This is a genomic window from Levilactobacillus lanxiensis, from assembly GCF_016861655.1.
Taxonomy (GTDB): domain Bacteria; phylum Bacillota; class Bacilli; order Lactobacillales; family Lactobacillaceae; genus Levilactobacillus; species Levilactobacillus lanxiensis.
Map to the genome: position 1 here is coordinate 91,335 of NZ_BOLN01000005.1, position 17,555 is coordinate 108,889.

Annotated in this window: 10 protein-coding genes; all 10 read right to left on the reverse strand. The window is 54.5% G+C overall.

The genetic code is table 11. From position 1 onward, the window contains the following. Window positions 1–3: 3 nt before the first annotated feature. Entirely contained in the window at window positions 4–1,176 is a 1,173-nt protein-coding gene (locus tag JUF22_RS07395) for a P-loop NTPase family protein (RefSeq protein WP_203645134.1), read from the reverse strand. A gap of 396 nt (window positions 1,177–1,572) precedes the next feature. Beyond that, a complete protein-coding gene (locus JUF22_RS07400; protein ID WP_203645136.1) occupies window positions 1,573–4,221 on the reverse strand; it encodes a cation-translocating P-type ATPase in 2,649 nt (882 codons plus the stop codon). Window positions 4,222–4,884: 663 nt separating this feature from the next. Further along, window positions 4,885–6,342 carry a signal recognition particle protein gene (gene ffh, locus JUF22_RS07405; RefSeq protein ID WP_203645138.1) on the reverse strand — a complete coding sequence of 486 codons (1,458 nt, stop codon included), beginning with the start codon at window positions 6,340–6,342 and terminating at the stop codon, window positions 4,885–4,887. 19 nt (window positions 6,343–6,361) lie between these two features. Next, window positions 6,362–6,703: a putative DNA-binding protein gene (locus tag JUF22_RS07410; protein ID WP_125762399.1), complete on the reverse strand. Its 342-nt coding sequence runs from the start codon at window positions 6,701–6,703 to the stop codon at window positions 6,362–6,364. Between the two features lie 159 nt (window positions 6,704–6,862). Further along, window positions 6,863–8,449 carry a signal recognition particle-docking protein FtsY gene (ftsY, locus tag JUF22_RS07415; protein WP_203645140.1) on the reverse strand — a complete coding sequence of 529 codons (1,587 nt, stop codon included), beginning with the start codon at window positions 8,447–8,449 and terminating at the stop codon, window positions 6,863–6,865. Next, a complete protein-coding gene (gene smc, locus JUF22_RS07420; protein WP_203645147.1) occupies window positions 8,449–12,003 on the reverse strand; it encodes a chromosome segregation protein SMC in 3,555 nt (1,184 codons plus the stop codon). The genes ftsY and smc overlap by 1 nt, the downstream gene beginning before the upstream one ends. Before the next feature lie 12 nt (window positions 12,004–12,015). Continuing rightward, window positions 12,016–12,711 (reverse strand): ribonuclease III, encoded by a 696-nt coding sequence (gene rnc / locus JUF22_RS07425; RefSeq protein ID WP_203645149.1) that lies wholly within the window; start codon window positions 12,709–12,711, stop codon window positions 12,016–12,018. Between the two features lie 593 nt (window positions 12,712–13,304). Beyond that, window positions 13,305–13,556 (reverse strand): acyl carrier protein, encoded by a 252-nt coding sequence (gene acpP / locus JUF22_RS07430; protein WP_203645151.1) that lies wholly within the window; start codon window positions 13,554–13,556, stop codon window positions 13,305–13,307. A 914-nt stretch (window positions 13,557–14,470) separates the two neighbouring features. After that, a complete protein-coding gene (gene plsX, locus JUF22_RS07435; RefSeq protein WP_203645153.1) occupies window positions 14,471–15,505 on the reverse strand; it encodes a phosphate acyltransferase PlsX in 1,035 nt (344 codons plus the stop codon). 16 nt (window positions 15,506–15,521) lie between these two features. Further along, window positions 15,522–17,555 carry an ATP-dependent DNA helicase RecG gene (gene recG, locus JUF22_RS07440; RefSeq protein WP_203645155.1) on the reverse strand — a complete coding sequence of 678 codons (2,034 nt, stop codon included), beginning with the start codon at window positions 17,553–17,555 and terminating at the stop codon, window positions 15,522–15,524.

Sequence of the window (17,555 nt, forward strand, 5' to 3'; positions counted from 1 at the left end):
GGCCTACACCTCGATTTCGCTACTGCGTTTACCAATCATCGTTAACTGTTGATACAGCGCTGCCACACCGGGGTGATCCTGAGCAGCGGACAGATTTTCCAATAAGTCTGGCTGAGCCGCCATCTGTTGGGCAATCGCGAACTGGCCATCCGGTGGGCACACGCTGAGCAACGCCGTGAACCGGCTAGCCGTGGCATCGACCGTCAGTGGCCAGTCCGGGCTCGCCAAACAGTTCTGTAAAATCGTCTGTTGCTGTGCGGCGGTTAGCGTCTGAAAGGTGGTGACCGCGTCCGGTGCCGTCAACGCCTGTTCCACCGTCAGGCCGGGCCGCTGAGTGGTCACGTAGCTGGCAAAGGCCGTCCCCACGGTCACGCCTAAGTTTCCCTGAATAATCGCCGTCATCACGGCCGTTTGACTGAAGAGTCCCTGCCGTTCCAACTCACGGAGGGCTCGCGAAACACGCTCCCAGGCTCGTGGCGTCGGTTGGAGGTCGTCGTCTTCCAAATTATCCGTGGCGACCACGTGTAGATCCGCGGGTGTCTCCTGGAGATAGGCTGTGACCAGCGGATCAATCCGTGGTTGCCCGTCAACAACAGTCGTCGCCCACGCCAGCCAAGACGGGACGTCGGCCTGCAAAACCAACCGTGTCGTCCGATCGGCAATCGCCGCATCCCCCGGCGTGACCCCGTAGTGGCTCTGGGCAAATCCCGCCATCGTGGCATCCGGGTTCTCCGCCAAAATCAGGTGCACCTGGTCCGGCAGCGTCAACGTGTTGATTTGCCGCTGGAGCACCAGGTTCATGAGTTCACTCTGAACGGCCTGCGTGCCCCGGTTGAACTCATCCAAGAACCAAATGATTTCCTGGTCGGGATGGGCCTCGGCGTAGCGAATCATGGCAACCAGAGTGTGTGAGTAGCCAAACTGCACGTCGGCCAACGACCCATACTTAGCCGTCTGCACAAAGGAATCGGCGGTCAACGGCGGCACGGGGATCACCAGGTCACCCTTCTCGACCAAACTCACCACAGTCGTAAACAATTTTGCCTGCCGTCGCTGCGCCAAATCGGCCACCAGCGCAGACTTCCCGATGCCGGCTTCCCCAACAATCGTGGGCACGGCCCCACTGTTTAAAATAACATCGGCGGCCTGCAAACAAGTCGCATAGGTTAATGCCATCGTCCCAACTCCTTTCGGATACTAGAAAGCCCACTCGAAAAACACACGAGTGGGCAGTTTTTTTGAGTAACTTCAAAATTTATTTTAACTGGCTAGTGGTAGACAACTTTAGGCTAAACAAGAACGCACGTCGCTTAGATGAGGTTAACCTGTTTCAAGTTCAACGCTACCACACAAACCAATTGTACGCCCGCGGGCTAAACCAGTGTCAGCCGCAGGGTCGGTGAAAATGTGCTTAGCCGTGGGAGTGGCCTTAGCGGTTTACCGCTTAGACCACTGCTATCTTTGAGACTCGAGTTAGGAGGCTCAAAGTAAGTCTGGAGACCGCCCTTCGGCTCCAGGCGGCGCCCACCGCGTTCCGGCACATTTTCACCGGTCCGGAGGCGCTGTTAATCTTTATTTTAACACGCGGCGCTGGAAGAACTTAACAATTTCCACAATCACGATCATCATAAACGAAGCCACCAGCACGATGGCCCATTGGAAGCCATCCAGGTGTGCGACGTGGAACATGCCGTTCAAGCCGGGCACCAGAATCGTCATGGCCAGTAAGGCAAAGGCAATCACGATGGCCCAGTTGAAGAACTTGTTCTTGAAGAGGCCGACCGTGAAGATCGAGCCGTGAATCGACTTGGAGTTAAAGGCGTGGAACAGTTGAATCAGCCCCAGCGTCGCAAACGCCATGGTTAAGGCATCGGCGTGGGCCAGGCTGGCCGTTGCGTGAGCCGGGTAGGTCAACGCCAACCAGTAGACGAACAGCGTGATGCCACCCTCTAACAGGCCCTGGTAGATGATACCGCCGAAGACGCCACCGGAGAAGAAGTTAGACTTCCGCCCCCGTGGTGGTTGCTTCATGATGTTGCGTTCCATGGGTTCGACCCCCAGCGCAATGGCTGGCAGGGTGTCGGTCACCAGGTTGATCCAGAGAATGTGGACCGGCGCCAGAATTTGCCAGCCCAACATGGTCATCATGAACAGGGTCAAGACTTCCCCTAGGTTGGCGGACAGCAGGTATTGAATGGCCTTTTGAATGTTAGCAAAGACCTTCCGTCCCTCTTCCACGGCGACCACGATGGTGGAGAAATTGTCGTCGGCCAGAACCATATCACTGGCTCCTTTGGAAACCTCGGTCCCAGTGATACCCATCCCAATCCCAATATCCGCGGCCTTCAGAGCGGGGGCATCGTTGACCCCGTCCCCGGTCATGGCAACGACCTTGCCGCGCTTCTGCCAGGCATTGACGATGCGGACCTTGTGCTCGGGGGCGACCCGGGCGTACACCGCGTAGTCGCTCACTTTCTTAGCAAATGTCGCGTCGTCCATCTCATCGAGTTCGGCTCCGGTAATCACGGCATCGGTCTCACCCTTGTCGATGATACCCAGCCGCACCGCAATGGCGGCGGCCGTATCGCGGTGGTCCCCGGTGATCATCATTGGCCGAATCCCAGCAGATTTAGCATCCGCCACGGCCTGCGCCACCTCTGGGCGTTCGGGGTCAATCATGCCGACCATCCCAGCCAGAATCAGGTCATTTTCCACGCTCTCACTGGTCATGTCGGTGGGCACCTGATCCGTGATGCGGTAGGCAAACGCCAGGACCCGTAAGGCCTGAGTGGCCATGTTGTGGTTGGTATCTAGGATGTGTTGCCGGTCCGCATCACTCAGCGGGGAAATGGCGCCACCCTTAGATAACCGTGTGACGCGCTTTAGCAATTCATCCGGCGCCCCTTTGACGGCAATCAAGAAACGACCGTCCGCTAAGGGATGGACCGTCGACATGAGTTTTCGCTCGGAATCAAACGGAATCTCCGCGACCCGGGGCATGGCCGTTAAGACCTGGTCAACCGGGTAGTTGCGGTCCATTTGGTACTGCACCAGCGCCGTTTCGGTGGGGTCACCGGCTAAGCCATCCGGCGTCACCTTGGTATCGTTGCTGAGAATCATGACCTGTGCCAACCGGTCCTCGCGGTCAAAATCAACCGTGTGGGCGTCGGCTAAACGTAAGTCTTCGTAAACCTTTTCGACGGTCATCTTATTTTGCGTCAACGTCCCGGTCTTATCCGAGGCGATAATGTCGGTGCTTCCCAGCGTTTCCACGGCGGGCAGCTTCCGGACGATGGCGTGACGTTTAGCCATTCGCTGGGTCCCCAACGCCAAGGTAATCGTCACGATGGCGGGTAACCCTTCTGGAATCGCGGCCACGGCCAAAGAAATCGCCGTCAGCAGCATGTCGATCAGGCTCTCGGCCTGCCGCCACATCCCCATCGCAAAGACGATGGCCGCAATCACCAGAATCAAGATGGTCAACGACTTCCCTAACTGGGTCAGGTTGGCCTGGAGCGGCGTGGTAGTCTCATCGGCGGCTTCGATCATACCAGCGATTCGGCCGACCTCCGTCTGCATCCCAGTCGCGACCACGACCCCGGTCGCCCGACCATACGTGACATTAGAATTCATAAACGCCATGTTGTGGCGATCACCGATAGGCAGGTCCGCACCAGTCAGAAGGGCGTCTGCCTTTTCCACGGGCACCGATTCCCCGGTCAGCGCGGATTCTTCGACCTTTAATGAGGCCACGTCGAGCAAACGGAGGTCGGCGGGAATGATATCACCAGCTTCTAGCAGAACAATGTCCCCCACGACCAGCTCGTCGCTCTTAACGGTCATCACCTGACCGTCTCGGCGAATCGTGGCGTTGGGCGCCGACATTTCCTTCAGGGCGTTGATGGCTTCCTCAGCCTTGGCCTCCTGAAAGACCCCGAAGATGGCGTTTAACACCACCACGACCAGGATGATGACGGCATCCACGACCTCACCCGTCAGTCCGGCAATCAGCGCGGCCACCAGCAAGACGATGATCATGAAGTCCTTGAACTGGGCGAAAAATTTCTGCACCAACGACGTGGTCTTCTGCTGATTCAAGACGTTGTGTCCATTCGTGGTGAGACGTTCCTGTGCGGTTGCCGAGCTTAACCCGCGCTCGCTGGTCTGCAAGCGCTGGTACAAGTCGGTAACGGTTTCCTGATAAAACGGTAATTTGGCCATTTGCCAATTCCTCCTGTGGTGTGCTCGTAAGCCCATCTTTCACCCATTTTCGGGGGTAAAAAAAGAGACTCACGCGTGCACACAAAATAAATTGTGAACACACATAAGTCTCACTATTTAAGGCAATCCCGGATTGGCAACTGGTTGGACACCAGTTCCAAAGAAATCTTGCTGACGGGTATTGCCGCAGAATCGCTCTGCTAGTTACTCCCTTATGGTTGCTTTAGGAACAGTATACCGGAATGATTTCACCGCGTCTACCCAAAAGGTATTTAAAAGTTAATAGGGTTAGCCATAAGACTGGTCTTTGCCCGGCCTCTGGGATGGTGAAAATGAGCCGGAACGCTGTGGGCGCGCGCCTGGAGCCAAAGGGTGGTCTCCAGGCTTACTTTGAGCCGCTAGGAACCGCGTCTCAAAGATAGCAGTTCCCTAAGTGGCCAAGCCACCAAGGGAACTCCCACGGCTAAGCTCATTTTCACCATCCCTGCGGCTAACACTGATTTAACCCACATTTCGTTAATCTTTCGTCAGCACAGTTTTTGACTGCTCAGTCATTATTTTCCGTTAGATAGACGCTTGCCACATCCCCGAATCCAACAAAAAACAGGCCCCAGCACAACGATTACGCATCGTCATCCTCGAACCTGCTTAGTCTATCAGAAACTATTTCCGCTTCTTGCCCCGTAAACGTTTCTTCTTGTTCTTTTTCATTTGCCGAGTCATGCGGTTCATGGCCATCTTTTGCATGCGACCACTGATACCACCGCCCATGCCGCCACCCATTCCTGAGTTGCCCATGAGCTGTTCCATGCCGGACATGTTCCCCTTGGAAACTTGGTTCATCATTTTCTTCATTTGGTTAAACTGCTTGATCATTCGGTTCACTTCATGAATTGGCCGACCAGCCCCAGCCGCGATGCGTCGCCGCCGTGAGGGGTTCAGAACGTCCGGATTAGTCCGTTCCTGTGGCGTCATGGAGTACACGACCGCCTTCAGGTGATTCATATCCTTGGGGTCGACCTGCGCATTCTTCAGCGCTGGGTTGTTGGCCATCCCGGGAATCATTTTCATTAACTCATCCATTGGCCCCATCTTTTGAATCTGTTCGATTTGGTCGAGGAAGTCGTTAAAGTCAAAGGAATTTTCCTGAATCTTTTCGGTTAACTCCTTGGCTTGTTTCTCGTCAAAGTCTTTTTGGGTCTTTTCAATCAGGGAGAGCATATCGCCCATGCCCAAGATTCGGGACGCCATCCGGTCAGGGTGGAAGACGTCCAGGTCGGTCATCTTTTCACCTTGCCCGATGAACTTGATTGGCTTACCAGTGACGGAACGAATGGATAAGGCGGCCCCACCACGGGTATCGCCATCCAACTTGGTCAGAACGACCCCGGTCACGTCGAGCTTGCCGTTGAATCCTTCGGCAGTGGCCACGGCGTTTTGCCCAGTCATGGCATCAACCGTCAAGAGGATTTCGTCTGGGTGCGCGAGATTCTTGATGTTGGCCAGTTCATCCATCAGCTGTTCGTCAATTTGTAAACGACCAGCCGTATCGATGATGACGTAGTCGTTGTGGTCCTTTTCCGCTTGGGCTAACCCTTGGCGAACAATTTCCACGGGATCCACGTCGGTGCCCATTTCAAAGACGGGCACGTCAATGCCGGCAGCCACTTGGACCAATTGGTCGATGGCGGCTGGCCGGTAAACGTCTCCGGCAATCATTAAGGGACGGGCGTTTTCTTCGTTCTTTAACTTCAACGCCAGCTTACCGGCAGTCGTCGTTTTCCCGGCCCCTTGAAGCCCAACCATCATGATGATCGTTGGAATCTTAGCCGACTTGTTCAGGGGAACGGCTTCGTCACCCATCGTCTTAGTCAGTTCTTCGTCAACGATCTTCACAATTTGTTGTGCAGGGTTTAAGCCTTCGAGAACGTCGGCGCCCATTGCCCGGTCGCGGACCTGCTTAACGAAGTCTTTGACCACGGTAAAGTTAACGTCGGCTTCCAGCAAGGCCAGCCGGATTTCTCGCATGGTTTCGCGTAAATCACTTTCGGAGACCTTGCCTTTTCCCCGAAGTTTGCGCATTGCGTTTTGTAGTCGTTCAGTTAATCCTTCAAACGCCATTCGTATTGCCACCTAACTTTCATTGTTCTTCTAGATTTTCGAGACCCGCCACCAGCCGATTCAACTTGGCATCGTGCGGGTAATTGGCCGCCACGTAAGACTGAATCTCATCAGCCTGGTCGTTGCGCGCCGTGAATTCTTGGTAGAGGTGCAGCTTGCCCTCATAATCTTCGAGGATTTTTTCCGTCCGTCGCAGATTATCGTAAACCGCTTGCCGACTGACGTTAAACTCTTCGGCGATTTCGCCCAAAGAGTAGTCGTCGCCATAGTACAGCTGCATATAATTATTTTGCTTTGCGGTCAGTAGCGGCTGGTAGAACGCAAATAAGGAATTAATTCGATAATTTTTTTCAATCTCCATGCTTGGTCCTCCAGTTCGTGTCACACTCTACCAGAATACCGATTTTTAGCGGTTTCGTCAATTTTTTTCGCTGATTTTGGGTAATCTGGTGACGAGCCGACCTTACCGCAAAATAAAAACGACCCCACCAACTTTCATCGGCGGGGTCGTTTCCTTTAGCTAAGCTTTTTTATCCAACGCCTTCACGTCGATCAAGCCCTTGAACAAGCCGTAAACAAACTCGTTCGGGTCGAATGGCCGTAAGTCAGAAATCTGTTCGCCCAACCCAATAAACTTCACGGGGACGTGGAGCTCGTTGCGAATGGCTAACACGATTCCCCCACGAGCGGTTCCGTCCAGTTTGGTCAGAACGATGCCGGTCACGGCGGTAGATTCCTTAAACAATTTTGCTTGCGTCAAGGCATTTTGCCCCGTCGTTGCGTCCAGCACCAGGAGAACTTCATGCGGCGCGCTGGGAATTTCACGGGTAATGATCCGCTTCATCTTTTCCAGTTCGTTCATCAAGTTGACCTTGTTCTGTAACCGACCAGCGGTGTCGACAAAGAGAATGTCGTAGTCCTCTTCCTTGGCCTTCTTAACGGCATCAAACACCACGGCAGCTGGGTCGGATTGCGGCTTCCCTTTGACAATGTCCACGTCCGCGCGTTTGGCCCAGACGTCTAACTGTTCGGTTGCCCCGGCCCGGAACGTGTCGGCAGCGGCCAACAAGACCTTCTTGCCAGCCTGGTGGTACCGGTTGGCCATCTTCCCAATGGTGGTCGTCTTACCGACCCCGTTGACCCCAACGAACAGGATCACGGTTGGGCCATCAGTTGCCATGTTCAGCGCGGTGCTCTCCTCGTCGTTACCGGCGGCGTCATAAATCTCAACCAACTTCTCAACCACAACGTTTTGCACGTCGGCAGACTTCTTGGCGTTTTGTAGCTTGACCTCGTCACGCAACTCATCGCTGAGCTTCACGGCCATGTCAAAGCCCACGTCGGCACCAATCAGGGTTTCTTCCAAATCATCAAAGAAACTCTCATCCACGTGCCGGAAGTTAGCCAATAAAGCGTTCAACCGTTGGCCAAAGGTCGTCCGGGTCTTTTCCAAACCCTTATCGTACAATTGTTCATCAGTTGGTTCTGCGGGTTCGGTTGAAGCGGACTCCGTCGTCTCTGCCGCAGTTGCTTTTGGTTCTTCAGCTGTGACTGCTTCTGGTTCTGCTTCACTTGGTTCTACTTCATCGGCTTTAGTCGTTTCAGTTTCTGCCGTTTCAGCTTCATCAGTCGGCGCAGTTGCGGCGGGTTGGTCGGTGGCTTCAGCTGCTACTGACGCGGCTGGAGCTTCACTGGCTGCCGGTTCAGTAACCGTTTCATCCTCGGATGGCGCCTCAGAGGCGACCGACGCCGCTGGTTCAACAACGGGTTGGGCCTCACTAGCCGCTGAGTCTGGTGCTGACGTTGCCACGACGCCTGCTACGCTGCTTGATGCGGCTGGTTCGGCTGGTGCCTCGGCCGCTGAACTAGTCGCAACTGGTGCTTCGCTGGCCGCCACAGAGCTTTCGTCAGGCGTTTCAGTCGCTGCTGAGTCTGGCGTTTCCGCTGCCGAGGTCGCTGTGACCGGTGCCGCACTAGAGGCGGCTACGGGCGCTTCACTAGCGGGTGTGGCTGCTGCAGAAGAGTCTACGGCAGCCTCACTGCTGGCTGGTGCCTCGCTGGCCGGCTCCTTTTTAGCACGCCGGCGAAAAATATCAAATAATCCCATTAGGATTGCTTCCTTTCCTGAGTGGTTTCTTGGTCCAGGTCGACGGCGACCATCTTAGAGACGCCGGATTCCTGCATCGTCACCCCGTAAAGGATATCGGCTTGCACCATGGTTTCCTTCCGATGGGTGATGACGATAAATTGCGTTTGATCTTGGAATTGGTGAATGTAGCGGGCAAACCGGGTCACGTTGGCCGGATCAAGTGCCGCCTCCACCTCATCCAGAATACAGAATGGCACGGGTTGAACCTGTAAAATGGCAAATAAAAGCGTGATGGCCGTCAACGCCCGTTCCCCCCCGGAAAGGAGCCCCATATTCTGGAACTTCTTGCCAGGCGGCTGAGCCATGATGTCGACCCCCGTCGTCAGCAGGTCGGTCGGGTCGGTCAAAACGAGTTCGGCCTTGCCCCCACCAAACATCTGCTTGAACGTGGCCGTAAATTTTGCGGCAATCTGGTCAAAACTGGCCTTGAACCGGCGCTTGACCTGCCCATCCAACTCGGTCATGGTCGCGGTCAACTGTTCCTTGGCCGTGACCAGATCGTCACGTTGTTGGGTCAGAAAGTCGTAGCGTTCCTTGACCTCTTTGTATTCATCGATGGCGTTGAGGTTGACCGGACCGATTTCATCCAGCCCCCGCTTCAACAGCTTGAGTTGCACGGCCAGTTCATCGGCGGGCAATTCACTGATGTCTTGTTCGGCTGCGGCTAAACTCAGCTGGTATTTCTCAGCCAACTGGTTCTGTTGCTGGTCGATCAAGGCGGCTAACCGGGCCTGTTGGACCTGGGCTTGTTGTAAATCATCGTTGGCCAGTTGCAGTAAGCCACTGGTCCGTTGATTGGCCGTCTCGGCGGCTTCCAGGTCATCGTTGACCGTGGTCAATTGCGCATTGGCCTGGTCCAGGTCTGTTTGCACCGTCTCACGGTCTGCTTGGGCCTGCTCTAATTGCGCTTGCGCATCGGCTGGCGTCAACGTGGCCTGTTGCTTGAGGTCGGCCAAGCCGGTGGTCACCGTCTTGGCGGTGGCCTCATCAGCGGTCACATCCTCTTGCAACGCCTTGATGGTCTCGCATTGTTGTTGGTGACGTTCCTTGGCGCCCGCCAACCACGTTTGCTTAGCCGTCAAGGCCGCTTGCTTTTGCGACTGCTCGGCCGTGACCATCGAAATTTTCTGTTGCAGGTCAGTGATGGCTTTTTCGGTCGCCACAACCTGTTGTTCACCCGTTGTGATCTTTTGGGCTAACTGGCTGCCTTGGTCATCCGCATCGCTGTCCTGAGCCTGTTGAATTTCCAACTCGGCGGCTTTCACTTGCCGATTGGCCTGTTCTAAAGTCGTCTGGGCATTAGCCAGCTGATCGTCTAATTGCCGACACTGTGGTTGCAGGGTGTTAATCGTGCTCTGAAAGCCCTGGCTTCGCTGTTCGCTAGCCGTCAAGGCCGTTCGTTGCGCTTTAATTTTAGCTTCCTGTTCGGTCAGGGATTTTTGCATCTGGGCAATAGTGGTCTGCAGCTGTTGAAGTTCCTGTTGTTGCCGGAGCACGCTGCTGTGGCTCTGCCGGGATTGGCCCCCGGTAATGGCCCCACTGGCACTGACCACGTCACCCGCCAGACTGACCACGCGATACCGGTGGTGAATCCGTTGGCTGATGGCGACCGCCGTATCCAGATTAGCGGCAAAAATAGTGGTGCCTAATAGGTAATCCAAAATAATGGCGGCGGATTGATCAATGCTGATCAGCTCGCTCCCGACACCCAGATACCCCGTCATGCTGTGCACCTGTTGCAGGGTGTTGCGGTCAATTTGCCGGCCGCGCACCGTGCTCAATGGCAGAAAGGTGGCCCGCCCAGCGCGGTGCTCGCGCAGGTAGCCGACCGCGGCCTTGGCCGTCGTTTCATCGTCGACCACGACCTGTTGCAGCTGGCCACCCAACGCGTATTCAACGGCGCTGGTATAGCGTTCGGGGACCTGTAACAGCTCGGAAACCGCCCCGAGGAGTCCCCGGAAATGGTCTCGTTGCTTTAAGATAGCCCGAACTCCCTGATAAAAGCCACCGTATTCTGCGGAGGAAGCCTGTTGACTAGCTACCTTGGTTTGGGCGCGCTGGTAGACCTCCAAAGCGGCTTGCCAGTTGTGTTGTAGGGTTTGATACTCTTTTTGATGGTGTTGATACTGCCCGGCTTCGGCATCCAGTCCCTGTTCCGCTTCATTTAACGCTGATTTTTGACTGGTGGCCTGGGTCGTTAAGGTTTGGACCTCAGCCTGGGCGGACTGCGCCCGTTCCTGGAGCTCGGTCAATTGCTGTGCGACCCGTTGCCCCCGCTGTTGCAGGCGCTCCTGGTTTTGCTGCAAATACTGCCGTTGATTACGCCAGTTGGCAACGTCTTGCTTCTGATCGAAGTAGGTCGTCCGCAAGTTTTCGAGGTCCTTACGCAATCCCGCAATCACTTGGGGATCCGTGGCCTGGGTCAGCTCACGGGCTTCCTTCTTCGCCGTCTTCATGGCGTCCGTCAGCTCGGCAACCGAGGCCTCAGCCTTAGTCAATGCCTCGCGATTAGTGGTCATCTGCGCCTGCAAGGTCGTCAGTTGTTGCTCTAAGCGCTGACGTTGCTCGTCTTGGTGCTTTTGCTGCTCACCGGACAGGTTGACCTGCCCCTGACGCTGCTCCACCAGCTGCGTTGCCGCCACCAATTTGGCCTGCAGGCCATCCTTGGTCGCCAGCAGCGTTGTCTGTTGTTGTTTGAGGTCATTGACGGTCGTCGTCTGGGCTTTCTCGGCAGCCTGATGCGTGGTGACCTGGTCCTGTTTCTCGGTGACCTGGGCATCCGCCGTCTGCTTCTGCGTCATCTCGGTGTGGAGTTGCCGCACCAGTTGCGTCCGGTCCAGCAGGGCAAATTTTTCCTGCTGATCCAGATAGTCCTGAGCGAGATTACTCTGCTCCTCTAACGGCTGTACGCGGCCTTCCAGCTCGGCGATGATGTCCTCGACCCGGTGTAAATACGCCGTGGTGTCGTCCAGTTCACGCTGCGCCTTTTCCTTGTGCTTTCGGTATTTATAAACGCCCGCGACCTCTTCAATGATGTTGCGTCGGTCTTCGGGCTTGCTGTTGAAAATGGCCTCGACGCGCCCCTGAGAAATAATGGAGAAGGAGTCTTGTCCCATCCCTGAATCCATCAGGAGTTCCGTGATGTCCTTCAACCGGCAACTTTGCCCGTTCAATTGGTAATCCGAGTCGCCGGACCGGTAGAGCACCCGGCTAATGGTCAACTCGGTGTAATCACTTTTTAAATAGTGGTCGCTGTTGTCCAGCGTAATCGAAACGGCTGCCCGGTTCAACGGGTGCCGGTCGGCTGAACCCGCAAAGATCACGTCGGGCATCTTACTGCCCCGCAGGCTCTTCGCGGACTGTTCCCCCAAGACCCACCGAACCGCTTCGGAAATATTACTTTTACCGCTCCCATTGGGGCCGACGATGCCGGTCATCCCCGGCAAAAAGTCAATTCGGGTTTTATCCGCGAAGGACTTGAACCCGCTAATTTCTAATGTCTTTAACCGCATCGTTAGTCATCCTTACTCTACTTTCAGATTCTCCAGCGCATGCCGCGCCGCATTTTGTTCCGCATGCTTCTTCGAATGGCCGTGGCCTTCGCCTAGCTGCTTGTCGTTCACGTAAACGGCCACCATAAAGGCCCGGTCGTTGTCGGGACCCTCTTCATCTAATAATCGATATTCGATGTTCACGGGTCCATTTTGTTGGACGAGTTCTTGTAATTCCGTCTTGTGATCAAAGAATTCATCGAAACGGCCTTCGTCTAGCTTAGGGAAGACCACTTTCGTGACAAATGGCACAACCTTTTCCAGTCCCTGATCCATGTACAGAGCACCAACAAAGGATTCGAAGATATCACAGAGCAGGGAATCCCGTTGCCGAGCCTGCGCCTTTTCCTCACCCTTGCCTAAGCGAATGTACTGGTCAAAGTGGCATTCACGAGCGAAACTCGCAAAACTTTGTTCGTTGACCATGGCAGCCCGTAGCCGCGTCAACCGGCCTTGCGGCATTTTGGGGTACCGGCGGAAAATGTAATTGGAGACAACCAATTGCATCACAGCGTCACCTAAGAATTCGATGCGTTCGTAAAATTTCAGCCCCTGGTTCGGGTGTTCATTCACATATGAGGCCTGAGTAAACGCCTCGTCAAGCAACGACTGATCTTTAAAATGTATATCATAGTTTTCTGCTAATTCTTGATTTAATCCAGCAATCACGCGCTAATTCCCTCATTTCTTCAATACGTTGGGTGTTCCTCGATTCGCCTGCGGCTGCCAGGACCACCACCCTATGGGACACGGTCAAAGCCTGAGAAGCGGTCTTTGACCTCAAGCTGAAGCTTCACAAAAACCGTGAATCTACAGCTTGGCCCGTGTTCTAAGGCTAGGAAGTTCACCTAACCTAAGAACACCGTCACAGGGTGGTGGCCCTGACCTCCTCCGGCTAAGGCAACACCCAACAAGCTCTCAATCTAACTAAATGGCCAACTGGTCCGCATCTAAGGCATGGATCCCCGTAATCCGACTGCTGACAGTTACCCTGGTCACCCAACTTAATTTTCTTGATATTGGTTACTTTAATTAATGTCTTCCTAACACGGGTTATCCCCAAATGTTACTGGCTTATTACCCAATCCAAAAGACACACACAGTCACTATTATACCTGAATCCAGCCGTTTTCACTGGAAATCACACAGAATTTTCACGAGAAAATAATTCTGGTGGTGGACTGGCTTCCTGACTGGGAAATATTTCCAGATTGAAAAAGCCCGGGACGACTTAACCTGCGGCCCGGACTCGCTCAAATAACTTATTTTTCTTGGTTTTGGTGGGCGTCGATGTAATCGACCACTTCACCAATGGTGTTCAGCTTTTCAGCATCTTCATCCGAAATTTCAGCGCCAAACGTGTCTTCCAGTTCCAAGACGAATTCCACGAAATCAATGGAATCGGCGTCTAAGTCCTGCTTGAAGTTCAGTTGTTCGTTGATGGTATCTCGGTCAGCCTCAAAACGGTCGGCAATAATGTCGGCAATCTTGTCAAAAATTTCTGCTTTTGTCATTGTAATCCCTCGCTCACAGTATTCAAATAGTAGTCTAACCGTTTTGCCGGTCCTTGTCTAGCCAATTAATCATCCGGGTTAAGCTGGTTGTTTCTTCCGCCTCCGGGCTGGTGAAAATGGGCCGTGGCGCTGTGGGCGCCCGTCTGGAGCCAAAGTTCGGTCTCCAGACTTACTTTGAGCCGAAGCCCACATCTCAAAGATAGCAGTTGCCTAAGCGGTAAACCGCTAAGGCAACTCCCACGGCTGAGCTCATTTTCACCAGCCCTGCGGCTCACACTCATTTAACCCGTGTCGTGCATGTTCTCGGATTCATGTTGCCAGGTAATCACCTGACGACTGCATCTCTCGCATCAAGAAAGTTTCCTGACGCGAATGCCTACACAGGCTAAACCACGCCAAACCGTAAGAACGTGAAACACGGGTGACGTCACCGTCAGTGACCAGAGGCGGCGCTGTGTCGGTGGTCTAGGCTGAGGTTTCTCCACTCAGCCTAGACCACGGGACGACCTTTGAGACCGCCGCTCAGGCTCAAAGTCGAGGTGGAAGCCTGCTCCTCCGGCTGGAACCGTTCCCCACAGCAGGGCAACTTGAATCCGCCGCCGGGAACGGTTGCGATGACACCGGCCCATACCATTCTGGCAATCAGCTGACATCAAGAGAGGCTCCCGATATGAACACCTAAATGGGCTAAACAACGCTAAGCCGTGAGGGCGAGAAAAATGGGCTCAGCCGGGGGATTTCTTGTTTGACGTTAAAACGTCAAACAAGAAATGGTGACTTTGAGACTCGCTCTTAGAGGCTCAAAGCAAGCCCAGAGACCGCCCTTTGGCTCTGGGCGTCCTGCCCCCAGCGTTCCGGCCCACTTTTCTCGCCCGGTAAGGCGACTCAACGGTCGTTTAACCCATTATAGGCGTTTACTTCAGGGACTCCTTGAGGGCACTCATTTGCTCGCCGTGTTCGGCAAAGTAAGTGACTAACTGGTCCGCACTCTTGCTGGCAATCAATTCATGGATTTGACCAATCGTGTTCTTAACGGTTGGTGCCTTGGTGGAACCATGGGTCTTAACGACCGGCGCCTTCAAGCCCAAGAGCACGGCCCCACCATATTGGGAGTAGTCCATGGCGCTCTGAACGTTGCGGAAGACTGGCTTCAACATGCTGGCCCCGATTTTACCGCCCAGACCGCCGCTCATGATTTCACCCTTGATCAGTTTTAACATGGACAGTGCAGTGCCTTCGATGGCCTTCAACGTGGCGTTTCCAGTAAACCCATCGGTCACGACCACATCCGCCGCCCCATTCAGTAATTCACGGGATTCAACGTTGCCGACAAAATTAATTTCGTCCATCGCAGACAGTGCTTCGTGGATGGCCCGGTGATTCTTGTCACCCTTGTCCGCTTCCGTCCCGTTGTTTAACAGGCCGACGCGGGGGTTCTCCACGTGCATGACGGATTGGGCATAGTACTGGCCCATGATGGCGTATTGGACGACGTTAAATGGCTTGGTATCGGCGTTGGCCCCCACGTCCAGCATCACAAAGCTCGATTGGTCTGGCTTTTGTAAGACGGGTAAGGTGGTCGTCAAGCCGGGCCGATCGATACCCTTGATTCGGCCGACAATCAGCAGCCCGGCAGCCAAGACGGCCCCGGTATTCCCAGCGGAGAAAAAGGCATCCGCCTCCCCCTCACGGACGGCCGTGGCGGCCAGTACGATGCTGGAATTTTTCTTCCGCCGTACGGCACGAACGGGTTCGTCCTCCATGGCAATCACTTCTGGCGCTGGCATCAATTTGATGCGGGTGCTGTCCTGTAATAGCGGTTGGACCTTTTCTTCTTGACCGTACAGTAAAAATTCAATGTCTGGGTACGCGTCACGGGCTAATTCGATGCCCTTAACGATTTCAGCGGGCGCATAGTCGCCGCCCATTGCATCTACAGCAATTTTCATGAGTAATCTCCTTTGGCTAATCCATGGTGGTGTTGCGGTGCGCGGTGGTGCTGAGAAACGCTGCCAGGGCCAGGTTATCGTCCTTGTCCGCCCAATTTGGTGACGCGACGGTTTCCTTAGCGGCCTGTTGTGCCGCGCTTAAAATGTTGAGGTCGGCCACGGGATCACCCACCTTAAAGTCAGGGACCCCGGACTGCTTTCTTCCCAGAATATCACCTGGGCCCCGCAATTCCAAGTCCTTTTGTGACAGCACAAACCCGTCATTGGTACTGGTCATGGTCGTCATTCGTTCGACGGCTAATTGATTTTTGGGGTCAGCAATTAAAATACAAGCGGATGCCCGCGTTCCCCGACCAACCCGGCCCCGCAATTGGTGCAGCTGGGCCAAGCCAAAGTGGTCGGCGTCATAGATCATCATCAGTGTGGCATTGGGCACATCGACCCCGACTTCAATCACGGTCGTGGCAACCAACACCTGAAATTCATTGGCCTTGAACGCATCCATAATGGCATTCTTCTCGTCATCTTTCATCCGACCATGTAGCAGGCCTACCTTATAGGTCGGTTCAAATTCTTCTTTAAATCGTTCGTAAATGGCCTCGGCATTTTTCATGTCGACGGCTTCGGATTCCTCAATCAGGGGCGTGACCACGTAGGCTTGTGAGCCCGTGCTCAATTCCGCCTTGACCTGACGCAACGTGGCGTCGACCTGATTGCTGCGAATCCAGGTGGTCTTGATGGGTTGCCGACCGGCGGGAAGCTCGTTAATGACCGAGACATCCATTTCACCGTACGCGGTGATCGCGAGGGTTCGAGGAATTGGCGTGGCCGTCATGGCTAGCACATCGGGCTGCTGGCCCTTTTCCCGTAACGCCTGGCGTTGGTTCACCCCGAAACGGTGTTGCTCATCGATCACGGCTAAGCCCAGGTCATGGTAGTCGACTTCGGGCTGAATCAGCGCATGGGTCCCAATCAAGAGATCCACACCGCCCTGCTTGATCTGCGGTAACAGGGTCTTGCGGGCCGCGGCCTTGGTCGCCCCAGTTAAGAGGGCCACGTTGACTGGAAAATCAGCAAACAACTTGGCCAGATTATTGGCGTGTTGTTCGGCTAAAATTTCGGTGGGTGCCATCAAGGCCGCCTGGGCCCCCGCGGTAATCGCGGCGTACATGGCAATGGCGGCGACGACGGTCTTCCCACTCCCGACATCCCCTTGCAGGAGCCGATTCATGTGGACCGGTCGTTTCAAATCAAAACAAATTTCGTTGACAACTTTCTTTTGCGCACCGGTCAACTCATACGGCAGTGAATCGATAAACGCCTTGAGCTTGGCCAAATCGTAGTGTAAGGCCTGGCCATGTAAGGTGTGGTCCTGTTCTCGTACGATTTGTAAACGTAGTTCAAACAGATAAAACTCCTCAAACTTGGCCGTCCGGCGGGCTGCTTGGGCCGCGTTGGCGTCGGCTGGAAAATGCATGTCGTGAATCATTTGCTTGCGGTGGAGCAAGCGGTACTGGTCGCGTAAGCCCTCGGGAATCAGGTCGACAATCACCGGTTCATAGGCGTCAAACGCGGATTCGACCAATTTTTGAATCGTGCCCTGCCGGATTTCCTTGTTGGCCGGGTAAATGGACCCCATGCCACTGTCGGCACTGGCCAAAATTTTCATCCCCGCCAGGCTCTGCCGTTTGGCATCGAAACGCCCGTAGACCACAATTTCATTGCCGACCTCGAGCTTATCCTTTAACCAGGGTTGATTGAAAAAGGTCACCGGAATCACGGTGTGTTCATCCAATAACAACCGGAAATTCAACCGATTTTTCTTTCGACCAAACCGTGTCAAGACTGGTGCTCCAGCAACCGTTCCCTTCAAGGTCACCTTGGCCTGGTCGGTTAATTCGGCCGGGTCCTTGGCCTGTAGGTCTTCGTAACGGAAGGGAAAGTAGGTCAATAAATCATTAATATTTTCAATGTCGAGACTCTTGAGCGCCTGAACCCGCTTGGGGCCAACCCCCGCTAAGGCGGCGACGCTATCGCTTAAACTTGTCAT